The sequence below is a fragment of the Acidovorax sp. GW821-FHT10E04 genome (genome assembly GCF_059415185.1).
Genome location: NZ_JBWKMT010000009.1, coordinates 20,179 through 33,916 on the forward strand (window position 1 = coordinate 20,179; position 13,738 = coordinate 33,916).

The following is a 13,738-nucleotide window of genomic DNA, read 5'->3' on the forward strand; positions in this document are numbered from 1 at the left end:
GCGGCGCGCCGTGGGCGCGCCGGGTGTGAGCGGGGCATGGAAATGTGTCATGGGCACCGATCAGGTGGCCGTGCCGGGGGCTCCGGCGCGGCTCAGGTGTTGTTCGTTGGGGGCGGGCGTGCGCAGCTTGTCGAGCAGCACGTAGACCACCGGGGTGGTGAGCAGGGTCAGCAGCTGGCTGGCGATCAGCCCGCCGATGATCGCCACGCCCAGGGGCTGGCGCAGCTCGGACCCCTGGCCGAAGCCGATGGCCAGCGGCAAGGCGCCCAGCGCGGCGGCCATGGTGGTCATCAGGATGGGGCGAAAGCGCAGCACACAGGCCTCGCGCACGGCCTCCAGCGCCGTCAAGCCGCGGGCACGCTCGGCCTCCAGGGCAAAGTCGATGATCATGATGGCGTTCTTCTTCACGATCCCGATGAGAAGAAACACCCCGATGAGCGCGATGATGGTGAACTGCATGTTGAACAGCAGGAGGGCCAGCACGGCCCCCACCCCCGCCGAGGGCAGGGTGGTGAGCACGGTGACCGGATGGATCAGGCTTTCATACAGCACGCCCAGCACGATGTAGATCACCACGACGGCCGTGATGATCAGGAACGCCTGCTGCCCCTGGGATTGCTGCGCGCTCAGCGCCGTGCCCTGGAAGCTGCCACGCACATTGGTCGGCATGGCGATGTCGGCCTCCGCCTGCTCGATCACCTGGCGCGCCTGGCCCAGCGTGGTACCGGGGTCGATGTTGAACGAGATGGTGGTGGCCAGTTCACCGTCCTGGTGGCTGATGGAGGTGGGCGAGGCCCTTTCCACCACGCGCGCGATGGCGCTGAGCGGCACCATGGTGGAGGGCGTGGTGCTGATCACCTGCCCCGTGGACGCGCCGCGCTGTCCCGGGTTCGCCGCCGTCCCCGTGGCGCCGGTCGGGTTGGACGCCACGTAGATGTCCTTGAGCGCCGGCGGACCCCGCGTGTATTCGGGCGCCCACTCCATGATGACGGCGTACTGGTTGAGTTCGCCATAGATCGTGGCCACGGAGCGCTGGCCGAACGCGTTGTACAGCGCGTTGTCGACGGCCGATGAACTCACCCCCAGGCGCGAGGCACTGGCGCGGTCCACCTCCACATAGGTCTCCACGCCATTTTCCGCCTGGTCCGTGTCCACGTCCTTGAGCAGCGGTTCATCCTTGAGCCGCTCCGCCAGCTTGCCGGCCCATTGCTTGAGGTCCGCCATGTTGTCGCTCTTGAGCGTGTACTGGTAGGTGGAATTGCTGGAGCGCCCGCCCATCCGCAGGTCCTGCACCGGGTTCAGGAACACGCGCAGCCCCGTGATCTGGTTGAGCTGCGGCCGCAGGCGCGCGATGACGGCCGGCGTGCTGTCCGTGCGCTGCGCCAGGGGCTTGAGATTCACGAACATGAAGCCGCCCCCCGCGCGGCTGCCCCCCGAGAAGCCCACCACGGTATCGACCGCTGGATCCTTGCGGATGATCTCCACGGCCTCGCGCAGCTTGCGCGCCAGCGCGTCGGACGAGATGCTCTGGTCGGCCCGCAGGCCCGCATTGAGCTGTCCGTTGTCCTGCTCGGGGAAGTACCCCTTGGGAATCTTGGCGAACAGGTACACGTTGAGCCCGATCACCGCCAGCAGGATGAGAACCACCAGCGCCTTGCTGGCCAGCGCCCAGTCCAGGCTGTGCTCGTAGCCGCGCAGCACGCCCTGGTAGCCGCGCTCGGCCCATCGCGCCAGGCGCGACGGCGGCTTGTCGCTGGCAGGATCATGCTCGCGCAGCAGCCACGCGCACATCATGGGCGTGGTGGTGAGCGAGATCACCAGCGAGATCATCACCGCCGCCGACAGCGTGATCGCGAACTCACGGAACAGCCGCCCCACCTGCCCGTCCATGAACAGCAGCGGAATGAACACCGCCACCAGCGACAGGCTGATCGAGAGCACGGTGAACCCCACTTCGCGCGCGCCGCGCAGCGCGGCCTCCATGCGGCCCATGCCGGCCTCGATGTGCCGCATGGTGTTTTCCAGCACCACGATGGCATCGTCCACCACGAAGCCGGTGGCCACCGTCAGCGCCATCAGGCTCAGGTTGTTCAGGCTGAAGCCCAGGAAATACATGACGCCGAAAGTGCCCAGCAGGGACACCACCGTGGCGACCGCCGGAATCACGGTGGCGCGCGCCTTGCGCAGAAAGAGGCCCACCACCAGCACCACGAGGGCGATGGACACCATCAGGGTGAGCTCGATCTCGTGCAGGGACGAACGGATGGAATTGGTGCTGTCGGACGCCACCGCCACCTGGATGTCCTGCGGCAGCTGCGCCTGCAGATCGGGCAGCAGGGCGCGCACGGCATCCACGGTCTCGATGATGTTGGCGCCGGGCTGGCGCGTGACCAGCACGATGATGGCGGGCTCGCCATTGAACAGCCCCACGGTGCGCAGGTTCTCCACGCCATCCACCACGCGCGCCACATCCCCGAGCCGGACGGCGGCGTTGTTGCGCCAGGCGACGATCAGCGATTCGTACTCGGCGGCCTTGCGCGCGGGCGACGGCGTGTAGATCTGCAGCCGGCGGCCATCGCCCTCGATGGCGCCCTTGGGGCGGTTGGCGTTCGATGCCTGGATCGCCGCGCGCACATCCTCGGTGCTGATGCCGTAGCGGTTGAGCGCGAACGGCAGCAGCTCCACCCGCACGGCGGGCAGCGAGCCGCCACCGATCTCCACCTCGCCCACACCCTCCACCTGCGACAGGCGCTGGCTCACCACGTTGGAGACGGCATCGTAGATCTCGCCCGGCGTGCGGGTCTTGGACGTCAGCGCGAGGATGATGACGGGCGACGCCGCCGAGTTGCGCTTTCTGTAGGTGGGGTTGCTGCGCAGCGTGGCGGGCAGGTCGGCGCGGGCGGCGTTGATGGCGGCCTGCACCTCCCGCGCCGCCGCGTCGATATCGCGGTTCAGGTCGAACTGCAGGCTGACGCGCGCCGAGCCATTGGAACTGGACGAGGTCATTTCATTGACCCCCGCGATCACCCCCAGCCGCCGCTCCAGCGGCGTGGCCACGCTGGTGGCCATGGTCTCGGGGCTGGCCCCCGCCAGGCTGGCCGATACCGAAATGGCAGGATAGTCCACCTGCGGCAAAGGCGAGACCGGCAGCACGAAAAAAGCCGCGATCCCCGCCAGCGCCATGCCGATGGTGAGCAGCACGGTCGCGACCGGCCGCTCGACAAAGGGGCGCGACAGGTTCATGGCGCCTCTCCTGCCTGCAAGGGCGCCGCCGCCGTGCCCCTGCCCGTCCATCGGCGGCCCAGCCGGTCAAACGCCAGGTAGATCACCGGCGTGGTGAACAGCGTGAGCATCTGGCTCAGGATGAGCCCCCCGAAAATCGCGAGCCCGAGCGGGCGGCGCAGTTCGGCGCCCTCGCCCCAGCCCAGCATCAGCGGCAGCGCCGCGAACAGCGCCGCCAGGGTCGTCATGAGAATGGGCCGAAAGCGCAGCAGCGCGGCCTGGTGGATGGCCTGCTGCGGCGGCATGTTCTGGTGGCGTTCCGCGTCGATGGCGAAGTCGATCATCATGATCGCGTTCTTCTTGACGATGCCGATCAGCAGGATGATCCCGATGATGCCGATCACGCCCAGGTCGTTGCCCGACACCATGAGCGCCAGCAGCGCCCCCACCCCGGCAGATGGCAGCGTGGAGAGGATCGTCACGGGGTGGATGTAGCTTTCGTAGAGCACGCCCAGCACGATGTAGACGCACACCATCGCCGCCAGGATCAGCCACAGCTGGCTGGAGAGCGACTTTTCGTAGGCCCCCGCGGCCCCCAGGAACTCCATCGACAGCCCCGGCGGCACACCGATTTCCTTGGCCGCGGCGCGGATCGCGTCCACCGCGCTGCCCAGGGACACGCCTTCGGCCTTGTCAAATCCCAGCGTCGCGGCCGGGTACTGGGCCACGCGCGTCACCTGCAGCGGAGCCAGCTGTTCCCGGATGGTGGCCACGGCCGCCAGCGGGGTCGGGGTGCCGGAGCCGGTGCGCAGCTGCAGCGTGCCAAGCGCCTCGGGCGTATTGAGCTGCTCCTGCTGCGCCTCCAGGATCACCCGGTACTGGTTGGTCTCGGTGAAGATCGTGGACACGATGCGCTGGCCAAACGCGCTGTACAGCGTGTCGTCCACGGTGCTGGCCGTGACCGACAGGCGCGACGCCGTGTTGCGGTCGATGTCCACATAGGCCGACAGGCCCTGCGCGCCCGCATCGGTGGTGGCGTTGCGCACCTTGGGTTCGCTCTGCAGCCGCTCGACCAGCTTGCGCGTCCAGTCGTTGACCTGCGCGGAATCCACGCCGCCGATGGATACGCGGTACTCGGTCGGCCCCGTCTCCGCGTCGATCGTCAGGTCCTGCGTGGGCTGCAGGTACAGCGTGACCCCCGCCACCGCCTGAACCCGCTCGCGCAGCCGCAGCATGATCGCCTCCTGCGCGTCGCGCCGGGGCTGGAGGTTGATCAGCATGCGCCCGGCGTTGAGCATGGTGTTGTTGGCGGCATCCACGCCCACGAAAGAGCTGAGCGACAACACGTCCGGGTCCTGCAGGATGGCGCGCACGGCCGCCTGCTGGAGTTCGCTCATGCGGTCGTACGAAACGTCCTGCGAAGCCTCGATGCGCGCCTGCAGCTGGCCGGTGTCCTGCGTGGGAAACAGGCCCTTCGGAATCACCACATACAGCAGGGCCGTGAGCGCCAGCGTGAGCACCGCCACCGCCAGGGTCACGCCCTGGTGGCGCAGCACCCACTGCAGCCAGCGGTCGTAGCCCGCGATCACCCGCTCGAACCCCCGGTTGATGCGCCCCGCCATCCCCCGGGGGCCGCCCACGGGTTCGGCACGCAGCCAGCGCGCGGCCATCATGGGCACCAGCGTGAGCGACACGATGCCGGAGATGAGGATGGTGATGGCGAGCGTGACCGCGAATTCGCGGAACAGGCGGCCGACCACATCGCTCATGAACAGCAGCGGGATGAGCACCGCGATCAGCGACACGGTCAGCGAGATGATGGTGAAGCCGATCTGCGTGGCGCCCTTGAGCGCGGCCTGGAACGGCGGCTCGCCCTCCTCCAGGTAGCGCGCGATGTTCTCGATCATCACGATGGCATCGTCCACCACGAAGCCGGTGGCGATGGTCAGCGCCATCAGGCTCAGGTTGTTGAGGCTGTAGCCCAGCAGGTACATTACCCCGCAGGTGCCGATGAGCGAGATGGGCACGGCCAGGCTGGCGATGACCGTGGCCCGCAGGCTGTGCAGGAAGAAGAAGATCACCAGCACGACCATGAGCACGGCCAGGACCAGCTCCATCTCCACATGGTGCACCGAGGCGCGGATGCCCGTGGTGCGGTCGGACAGCACTTGGACCTTGAGCGACGCGGGCAGGCCCGCCTGCAGCTCGGGCAGCAGCTTCTTGATGTTGTCCACCGTGGCGATCACGTTGGCGCCCGGCTGGCGCTGCACGTTCAGGATGATGGCCGGGGTCTCGTTGGCCCAGGCGCCCAGGCGGTTGTTCTCGGCGCTGTCGACCACGCGCGCCACCTCCAGCATGCGCACCGGCGCGCCGTTGCGCCAGGACACGATGAGGTTCTTGTAGTCGTCCACCGTCAGCAGCTGGTCGTTGGCGTTGATGGTGTAGGAGCGCTGCGGCCCGTCGAAACTGCCCTTGGCGCTGTTGGCATTGGCCGAGGTGATGGCCGTGCGCAGGGTATCGAGGCCAATGCCGTACGACGCCAGCGCCTTGCTGTCGGCCTGGATGCGCACCGCGGGGCGCTGCCCGCCCGCCAGCGACACCAGCCCCACGCCACTGACCTGGCTGATCTTCTGCGCCAGGCGGGTGTTGACCAGGTTCTGCACCTCGGTCAGCGGCAGCGTGTCCGAGCTGATGGCCAGCGTGAGCACCGGCGCATCGGCGGGGTTCACCTTGGCATACACCGGCGGCGCGGGCAAGTCGGCGGGCAGCAGCGAGTTGCCGGCGTTGATGGCCGCCTGCACCTCCTGCTCGGCCACGTCCAGCGCCAGGCCCAGGCCGAACTGCAGGGTGATGATGGACACGCCCGAGGCGCTGGTCGAGGCCATGCGCTCCAGCCCCGGCATCTGGCCGAACTGCCGCTCCAGCGGCGCGCTCACGGTGCGGCTCATCACTTCGGGACTTGCGCCCGGGTACAGCGTCTGGACCTGGATGGTGGGGTAGTCCACCTCGGGCAGGGCGGACAGCGGCAGGAAGCGGAAACCCAGCAGCCCGGCGAGCACGATGGCCACCATCAGGAGCGCGGTGGCCACGGGCCTTTCGATGAAGGGACGTGAAGGACTCATGCTGGTGGCGGCTCAGGGGTTCTGCGCGGGGCGCTGGCGGCGCTGCTGGCCTTCACCGGAGGCACCGCCACGCGGCCCGCTCGCTCCCGAGCGGGGCCCGCTGGCGCCCGGGCGGGGGCCGCGCGCGGCCGCAGGGGCACCGGGCAGCTGCACGGCCATGCCGTCCTGCAGGCGGTCCCCGCCCTCGGTCACCACGCGTTCGCCCTCCCGGAGCCCTTCGGCGATGGCCATGAGCCCCACGGTCGCCTGGCCGCGCTTGACCTTGCGCAGGGACACGGTGCGGTCTTCGTTGATGACATAGACATAGTCGCCATTGGCGCCCGTGCGCACGGCCGTCACCGGGACCACCACCGCGGGCACGTTGCGCAGCAGCAGCTGCACGTTCACGAACTGGTTGGGAAACAGCGCCCCCGCCGCGTTCTCGAAGCGCGCCTTGGCCTTGACGGTACCTGTGGTGGTGTCCACCTGGTTGTCCAGCGTGGAAAAAAGGCCCTTGTCGAGTTCGGCCTTGCGCGTGCGGTCCAGCGCCGTCACGGCCAGCGTGGGCGCCGCGCCCTGCGCCGCCCGGACATCGCCCACGCGGTCCTGCGGGACCGAGAACTGCACGTCGATCGGGGCCACCTGGGTGATGGTGGCGATGCCCGTCGCATCGCCCGATGTCACATAGTTGCCCGCATCCACCGTGCGCAGCCCGATGCGGCCCGTGGCGGGCGAGGTGATGCGCGTGTAGTCCAGGTTCAGGCGCGCCGTGCCTTCCTGGGCCTTGTCGGTCATCACCGTGCCTTCAAGCTGCTTGACCAGCGCGGCCTGCGTGTCCACGTCCTGGCGGGCGATGGAGTCCTGCGACAGCAGGGTGCGGTAGCGCTCCAGCGTGAGGCGCGCATTCTCCAGCTGGGCCTCGTCCCGCTGCCGGGTGCCCTGGGCCTGCATCAGCGCCTGCTCGAAGGGCCTGGGGTCGATCTGCGCCAGCACCTGCCCCTTCTTGACCATCTGGCCCTCGGTGAAAAGCACCTGCGTGAGCATGCCCGACACCTGGGGCCGCAGCGTGACGGTGGTGGCGGGGATCACGGTGCCCAGCGCGTCGATGACCACGGGCAGCTCCGCCCTGCGCGCCACCGCGTCGCCCACGGTGACCATGGGGCGCCCGCCCCCGGGCATGCCCCGGCCGGGCCCGGCGCCCTGCTCGCCGCCGGAACGCTGGACGAGGTACCAGGCAGCCCCGCCGACAAGGCCCACCAGCACCAGGGCCAGCAGGCTGCCCACCCATCGCGAGCGCCGGGGCGGTGGGGCCGCGGGGGCGGGCGGAATGGCCGATGGCGGGGGCGCGTTGACGTCTTGCGGGTTCATGGCGGTCCTGATTCGTGTTCTTGGGCTGCGGGCCGGACTGGGGGAATGGCAACAGGCGGCGGCGGGGATCGCGCCATGCCTGATCGTAGAGAGTCAATTCAAGCTTTGCCTTGAACGCTGTGCGAAGAAAAGTAAACCTGGGAGGCCGGGCGCCAGGGCACCTTCCGTTCCGGGCGGCCGGCGTCCCCACATTCCCCGGAGTTTGCATGAAATCGGGGGCCCAAGGCCCTGCAGGCCGCACCGCCATCCTGCATTTCGCGGCAGCCAGGCCGCGTTTCGTCGCAAGGCGCTGGCGGCCCCGGGCGGGCGGCGGCACAGTCCGCTCCATCGAACGCGCCAGGAGCACCCCATGCAACTCACCCCCGTCATCGCCATCCACCTCGCCGCCGCCCTCGCCGCCACGGCCATCGGCCCCCTCGCCCTGTGGGCGCGCAAGGGCGCCACCCAGCGCCCCCGCCTGCACCGCGCCGCCGGATATGCCTGGGTCACCCTCATGGTGGCCACCGCGGTCTCCGCCATCTTCATCAGCGGCGGCAATGGTCCCCGCTGGGGGAGCTTCGGGCTCATCCACCTGCTGATCCCGGTGACGCTGGGGATGCTGGTGCTGTCCTTCATCTACCTGGCCCGGCGCAACATCGCCGGCCACCGCGTGGTCATGCAGCGCATCTACATCGGCGCCTGCATCGTCGCAGGCGGCTTCACCCTGTTGCCCGGGCGTTTTCTGGGGCACTCGCTCTGGAGCCAGCTGGGCCTGCTCTGACCCCGCCCCTTTCCAGCCCCCACATCCCCTCCACACCAAGGAACCACACCATGCTGCTCAATGTGATTGTTCACCAGCCCCAGGCACTGATCCAGATCGTCACGCACACTCCCTACTGGGTCTGGGGCCTGCTGGCCGCCCTCGTGGGGCTGGGGGCCAGCCAGCTGTGCGACCGCACCGCCAGCCTGCGCCGGACCCTGCTCATGCCCGTGGGCATGGCCATCTTCTCCGTGGCGGGCGTCGTGTCGGCGTTTGGCGGCGCGGGCCAGACGGCGGCGCAGGCGGTCGGCGCCTGGCTCGTGGCCGCGGTGCTGATCGGCGCGCTGGCCCTGTGGTTCCAGCCCACCGCGCCGGCCGGCACGCTCTACGCGGCCTCCTCGCGCAGCTTCCACGTTCCGGGCAGCGCGATGCCGCTGGCGCTGATCATCGGCATCTTCCTGACCAAGTACTTCGTGGGCGCCGAGCTGGCCCTGCAGCCCTCCCTGGCCCGGGACGGCGCGTTTGCCCTGCAGATCTCCGCCCTCTACGGCGTGTTCAACGGCCTGTTCGCCGCCCGGGCACTGCGTCTGTGGCGCCTGGCGCAGCACAGCGCGGTCTTCGGCGCCTCGCCGGTGGGCACCTGAACCCCGGCCATGCCCGTTGCCTGCCCTCCCCTTCCCTGCCTTGCCTGACTGTTTAGGAGAACCCGCCATGCGCCAAGAACCGACCTTCAACGACCCCATCGAACGCCTGGCCCGCAAACGTGCCGGCGCCAAGCTGGGCTGGTACATGCACGCCAGCGTCTATCTTCTGGTCAACCTGCTGCTCGTCACGCTGTCCGCCAGCAGCGGCCGCCACTGGGCCGTCTACCCCGCGCTGGGCTGGGGCATCGGCCTGGCCGTGCACGGCATCGTGGTGTTTCTGCTGGCTGGCGGGTCCGGCCTGCACGAGCGCATGGTGCAGGCCGAGCGCGACCGCATTGCCCAGAACCACAACCCATCCTGAGCGAGGCTCCATGAAACAGCTGCACATCCACCACCACGTTTCCCTGATCCTGGCGGGCCTGCTCGCCGTGTGCGCCAGCCTGGCGCAGGCGGGTACGGGCCTCATGGAGATTCCGGGCATGCAGGGCGACGGCCCCGTCACCGTGTACTACCCCAGCAGCGCACCCGACGAGGCACTGCAGCGCGGCCCCTTCAGCCTCCAGGCGGCCTGGCAAGGCGCTCCGGCGGCGGGCAACGGCCGGCTGGTCGTGGTGTCGCACGGCTCCGGCGGCAACCCGTGGGTGCACTCGGACCTGGCGCGCGCCCTGGTGGGCGCGGGCTTCGTGGTGGCCCTGCCCGAACACGCCGGCGATAACGCGAAAGACCCGTCGACCCCCGGCCCCGAAAGCTGGAAGCGGCGCCCGGCCGAGGTCTCGCGCGCCATCGACGCCATCGCCAAGGACGCGGCCCTGGCGCCCCTGCTGTCGCTGGACCGGGTGGGCATGTACGGCATGTCCGCCGGCGGCCACACCGCCCTCAGCCTGGCTGGCGGACGCTGGTCGCCCGCCTTGTTCCGGCAGCACTGCGAAGCCCACATCGCGGACGACTTCGCGACCTGCGTGGGGCTTGCCACCGAACTCAAGGGCAACCTCCTCGACGGCGTGAAGAAGGCCGTGGCGCTGGGCGTCATCCGCCAGCGTTTTGACGACGCCGCCTGGCAGGCCCATGGCGAACCGCGCATCGCGGCCGTGGTGGCGGGGGTGCCGGCCGCGGCGGATTTCGACATGGAGTCACTGGCCAGGCCGCGCGTGCCCCTGGCGCTGATCACCTCCGGGCACGACCTGTGGCTGGTGCCCCGCTTTCACAGCGACCGTGTGCTCCAGGCCTGCGCCGACCGCTGCACCGTGCTGGCCGCCCTGCCCGACGCCGGCCACGGCGCGCTGCTCTCCCCACCGCCGCCCCGGGACCGGATGTCCGCGCTGGCGGCGCGGCTGCTGGGCGACCCGCCGGGCTTCGACCGCAGCCAGATGCACGCTGTCGACCTGCGGATCGTGCGCTACTTCGAGCAGCACCTGCTGCCGCTGCCGCGCCGTGGCGCTCCGTGACCGCATGACGCGGCACACCGGCGTGAACCACATCGGCCTCACGCTGAACGCGTTGGCCGTGCGCACCATCGCCCACGCCTGCCAGGGCTGAGCCTGCGCGGCGCCCGCCTAGAATCGACCCCTCACCATGCCCCAACCCATGACCCCCGACGACATCGAACAACTGGCCCGCCGGCGCGCTGGCGCCAAGCTGGGCTGGTATGTGCACGCCGCCGCCTTCGTCGTGGTCAACCTGGTGCTGTTCAGCCTGTCGCGCTACGGCTTCGGCAACCGGCCGTGGTCGGTGTTCCCGCTGCTGGGCTGGGGCCTGGGGCTGGCGCTGCACGGCATCTCGGTGTTCGTGCTGGGCACCGGCAGCGGCCTGCGCGAGCGCATGGTGCAAAAGGAGCGCGAGCGGCTTTTGCGCGACCAGCAAGAGCGCAACCAGCGCTAGGCCCCACGGCCTGCGCCTTCGACCACCACGCCCGCGCCGCCATGAAAATCGACTGGATCGAGAAGTTGCAGCACCTGCTGCAGGTGCTGGCCTTCTGCCTGGCCATCGCGGCCCTGCAGTACGCCTTCCAGCCCGAGAAGGCCTACGACATCCCGGCCCGCTACTCGCTGGCCATCGGCTCGCTGACCTGGGCGCTGATCGACTTCGGCCGGCACCTGTTTCCGTCCAGCAAGGAGACGGGCTGGCCCACGGGCCTGTCCGGGTTCCTGCTGCCGTTTGCCAGCATCGTGCTGGGCTACCTGGGCGGCACGCTGCTGGGCGACTGGTGGTGCGGCAGCTCGTCGTGGGACCAGGGTGGCCGTGCGCAGCTGCGCATCTCCATCGGCATCACCGTGGTGGCGGGGTTCCTGGGCACCTACTACTTCTACACCAAGAGCAAAAGCGCCTGGCTGCTGGCCAAGGTCAACGAGGTGCGCAGCCAGGCGAGCGAAGCGCAGCTCAAGCTGCTGGAAACGCAGCTCGAACCCCACATGCTGTTCAACACCCTGGCCAACCTGCGCATGCTGATCGGCACCGACCCGGCCCGCGCGCAGGAGATGCTGGACCGCATGATCGGCTACCTGCGCGCCACGCTCAGCGCCTCGCGCAGCACCCAACACCGGCTGGAGAACGAGTTCGAGCGCCTGCGTGACTACCTGGAGCTGATGGCGGTGCGCATGGGCCCGCGCCTGGCCTACACGCTGGACCTGCCCGACGCGCTGCGCGATGTGCCCGTGCCGCCGCTGCTGCTGCAGCCCCTGGTGGAAAACGCCATCCGCCACGGGTTGGAGCCGCAGGTCGAGGGCGGGCACATCACCGTGCGTGCCAGCACGCGGCAGAGTGACAGCGGGGCGCTATTGGTGCTGGATGTGACCGACACCGGCGCGGGCCTGCCCGACACCCTGCCCACCCCGGGGCCGGGGCAGAGCTTTGGCCTGGCCCAGGCGCGTGAGCGGCTGGCCACACTGCACGGAACGGCGGGCACTCTGAAATTGATAGCTGGCAGCGCTGGCGGGACAAGCGCTACGGTCACTTTTCCCTTGAAATCGAGCCCATCGAGCACCACCCCATGACCCAGCCTGCCGTGCGCGCCCTGATCGCTGAAGACGAACCCCTGCTCGCCGCCGCGCTGCAGCAAGAGCTGGCCCGCGCCTGGCCCGGGCTGCAGGTCGTGGCCACCGTGGGCGACGGTCTGTCCGCCGTGCGCCAGGCCCTGGCGCTGCAGCCGGACGTGCTGTTCTTCGACATCCGCATGCCCGGCCAGAGCGGGCTGGACGCGGCCGTGGAACTGGCCGACGCCTGGCCAACGGAAGGCCCCGCGGGCAGCCCCTTCCCGGCGCTGGTGTTCGTGACCGCCTACGACCAGTACGCCGTGCAGGCGTTCGAAGCGCAGGCGGTGGACTACCTGCTCAAGCCCGTGCAGGCCGCGCGGCTGCAAAAAACGGTGCAAAAACTGCAGCTGGCGCTTGCCAGCAAAGCGCCAGCCGCTATGGATTTTGAAGCAACCATGGCCCAGTTGCGGAACCTGCTGGTGGCGCCCGGGGTGGCGGCCCCCGTTGCCGCAGCTGCGCCCGCTGCACCGGCGACGGGCACGCCGCTCACGCTCATCCAGGCCAGCAGCGGCAGCCAGATCCACATGGTGCCGGTGGCCGACGTGCTGTATTTCGAGGCGGCCGACAAGTACGTGCGGGTGCTGACCGCAGCGCGTGAGTACCTGATCCGCACCCCGCTCAAGGACCTGATCGGCCAGCTCGACACCCAGGTGTTCTGGCAGATCCACCGCAGCACGCTGGTGCGCGCCAGTTGCATCACCACCGTGACCCGCGACGAGGTGGGCAAGCTGCACCTGGAGCTGGCCGGACGGCCCGAGAAGCTGCCCGTGAGCCGCCTCTACGCCCACCTGTTCAAGGCGATGTAGCGGCGCGCCCGCGCCCCGGTGTCAGCGATTGGTGGCCAGCAGCAGGCCGCCCGCCCCCATGAAGAAACCGCCCGTGGCCTTGTTCAGCCGGACCACGCCGCGCGAAGTGCGGATGAACCGGCGGATCTGGCGCCCGCCGGCGGCATACACGGCCGTGGAGACGAACTCCGCCGCCAGGTACACGGCGCCCAGCACCACGAACTGGCGCACGGCCGGCTGGCTCGGGTCGATGAACTGCGGGAAGATCGCCGCGAACAGGATGATGGCCTTGGGGTTGGTGATGCCCAGCAGGAACTCCTGGGTGATGAGCGCCTTCAGCCGCACCGGGGCGCCGGAGGATTTCACGTCGCCGCCCTCGACCACCTCCAGCCCGCTGAACTCACGGCTGCGCCATGCCTTCCAGCCCAGCCAGAAGAGGTAGCAGGCGCCCACCCACTTGACGACCGTGAACGCCATCTCGGATGCCAGCAGCATCGCCCCCAGGCCCACTGCCGAGATGGTCAGGAAGATGGCGAACGCCGCCACCCGCCCCAGCGTGGCCACCAGCGCCGCGCCGATGCCCGCGCGGATGCCGTTGTTGAGGCCGCAGAAGTTGTTGGGGCCGGGCGTGAGCGCAATGGCCACGGCCACCGGGGCGAAGAGGAGCGCGTCCATGGGGTGTCCTTCAAGAGAAATGGGCAGGCAGGGTCGCCCAGTTTAGGGCTGTCAGCACTATTTTTGCTGGCATCGCAACCCGAAGGGGAGGCCGCCCACTGCATCCAGGCCACTCGTCGTTGCGTTCCTAGCCAAGGCCCCGGCCTTGGCACTGGCGAAAACAGTGTTGACAGGC

At 69.5% G+C, this 13,738-nt stretch carries 11 protein-coding genes; 7 read left to right on the top strand and 4 right to left on the bottom strand.

The annotated features are described in order from the left end of the window. Positions 1-60 precede the first annotated feature (60 nt). The 3 genes from AC07OC_RS24265 to AC07OC_RS24275 are packed head-to-tail and all read right to left on the bottom strand — an operon-like array spanning position 61 to position 7,691. A complete protein-coding gene (locus tag AC07OC_RS24265) occupies positions 61-3,243 on the bottom strand; it encodes an efflux RND transporter permease subunit (protein WP_218341649.1) in 3,183 nt (1,060 codons plus the stop codon). After that, entirely contained in the window at positions 3,240-6,344 is a 3,105-nt protein-coding gene (locus AC07OC_RS24270; protein ID WP_218293823.1) for an efflux RND transporter permease subunit, read from the bottom strand. Before AC07OC_RS24270 ends, AC07OC_RS24265 begins: the two co-directional genes overlap by 4 nt. 12 nt (positions 6,345-6,356) lie before the next feature. Next, positions 6,357-7,691, bottom strand: coding sequence for an efflux RND transporter periplasmic adaptor subunit (locus tag AC07OC_RS24275; RefSeq protein ID WP_218293822.1), 1,335 nt, complete (start codon positions 7,689-7,691; stop codon positions 6,357-6,359). 349 nt (positions 7,692-8,040) lie between these two features. Between AC07OC_RS24275 and AC07OC_RS24280 the strand changes: the two genes are divergently transcribed. The 7 genes from AC07OC_RS24280 (at position 8,041) to AC07OC_RS24310 (ending at position 12,909) form a co-directional block, all read left to right on the top strand. Next, on the top strand, positions 8,041-8,451 hold the full coding sequence (locus AC07OC_RS24280) for a DUF2306 domain-containing protein (protein ID WP_492245757.1): 411 nt from the start codon (positions 8,041-8,043) through the stop codon (positions 8,449-8,451). 50 nt (positions 8,452-8,501) lie between these two features. After that, on the top strand, positions 8,502-9,074 hold the full coding sequence (locus AC07OC_RS24285) for a DUF6622 family protein (protein ID WP_218293820.1): 573 nt from the start codon (positions 8,502-8,504) through the stop codon (positions 9,072-9,074). A gap of 67 nt (positions 9,075-9,141) precedes the next feature. Then, the gene (locus AC07OC_RS24290; protein WP_218293819.1) at positions 9,142-9,435 is read left to right on the top strand and encodes a 2TM domain-containing protein; all 294 of its coding nucleotides are present in this window, start codon (positions 9,142-9,144) and stop codon (positions 9,433-9,435) included. Positions 9,436-9,445: 10 nt separating this feature from the next. Continuing rightward, positions 9,446-10,519, top strand: a complete 1,074-nt coding sequence (locus AC07OC_RS24295; RefSeq protein WP_494602442.1) for an alpha/beta hydrolase family protein — start codon at positions 9,446-9,448, stop codon at positions 10,517-10,519. A gap of 127 nt (positions 10,520-10,646) precedes the next feature. Beyond that, positions 10,647-10,952, top strand: coding sequence for a 2TM domain-containing protein (locus AC07OC_RS24300; protein WP_218293817.1), 306 nt, complete (start codon positions 10,647-10,649; stop codon positions 10,950-10,952). Between the two features lie 41 nt (positions 10,953-10,993). Continuing rightward, positions 10,994-12,064 carry a sensor histidine kinase gene (locus AC07OC_RS24305; protein ID WP_494602444.1) on the top strand — a complete coding sequence of 357 codons (1,071 nt, stop codon included), beginning with the start codon at positions 10,994-10,996 and terminating at the stop codon, positions 12,062-12,064. Next, positions 12,061-12,909: a LytR/AlgR family response regulator transcription factor gene (locus AC07OC_RS24310; RefSeq protein ID WP_494602446.1), complete on the top strand. Its 849-nt coding sequence runs from the start codon at positions 12,061-12,063 to the stop codon at positions 12,907-12,909. Before AC07OC_RS24305 ends, AC07OC_RS24310 begins: the two co-directional genes overlap by 4 nt. Before the next feature lie 21 nt (positions 12,910-12,930). Here AC07OC_RS24310 and AC07OC_RS24315 read toward each other — a convergent pair whose 3' ends face one another. Beyond that, positions 12,931-13,563 (bottom strand): LysE family translocator, encoded by a 633-nt coding sequence (locus AC07OC_RS24315; RefSeq protein ID WP_218293814.1) that lies wholly within the window; start codon positions 13,561-13,563, stop codon positions 12,931-12,933. Between the last annotated feature and the right edge of the window lie 175 nt (positions 13,564-13,738).

Excerpts from the sequence above, each read along its gene's own strand:
- AC07OC_RS24265 (WP_218341649.1), bottom strand. The coding sequence starts at position 3,243 with ATGAACCTGTCGCGCCCCTTTGTCGAGCGGCCGGTCGCGACCGTGCTG.
- AC07OC_RS24270 (WP_218293823.1), bottom strand. The coding sequence starts at position 6,344 with ATGAGTCCTTCACGTCCCTTCATCGAAAGGCCCGTGGCCACCGCGCTC.
- AC07OC_RS24275 (WP_218293822.1), bottom strand. The coding sequence starts at position 7,691 with ATGAACCCGCAAGACGTCAACGCGCCCCCGCCATCGGCCATTCCGCCC.
- AC07OC_RS24280 (WP_492245757.1), top strand. The coding sequence starts at position 8,041 with ATGCAACTCACCCCCGTCATCGCCATCCACCTCGCCGCCGCCCTCGCC.
- AC07OC_RS24285 (WP_218293820.1), top strand. The coding sequence starts at position 8,502 with ATGCTGCTCAATGTGATTGTTCACCAGCCCCAGGCACTGATCCAGATC.
- AC07OC_RS24290 (WP_218293819.1), top strand. The coding sequence starts at position 9,142 with ATGCGCCAAGAACCGACCTTCAACGACCCCATCGAACGCCTGGCCCGC.
- AC07OC_RS24295 (WP_494602442.1), top strand. The coding sequence starts at position 9,446 with ATGAAACAGCTGCACATCCACCACCACGTTTCCCTGATCCTGGCGGGC.
- AC07OC_RS24300 (WP_218293817.1), top strand. The coding sequence starts at position 10,647 with ATGCCCCAACCCATGACCCCCGACGACATCGAACAACTGGCCCGCCGG.
- AC07OC_RS24305 (WP_494602444.1), top strand. The coding sequence starts at position 10,994 with ATGAAAATCGACTGGATCGAGAAGTTGCAGCACCTGCTGCAGGTGCTG.
- AC07OC_RS24310 (WP_494602446.1), top strand. The coding sequence starts at position 12,061 with ATGACCCAGCCTGCCGTGCGCGCCCTGATCGCTGAAGACGAACCCCTG.
- AC07OC_RS24315 (WP_218293814.1), bottom strand. The coding sequence starts at position 13,563 with ATGGACGCGCTCCTCTTCGCCCCGGTGGCCGTGGCCATTGCGCTCACG.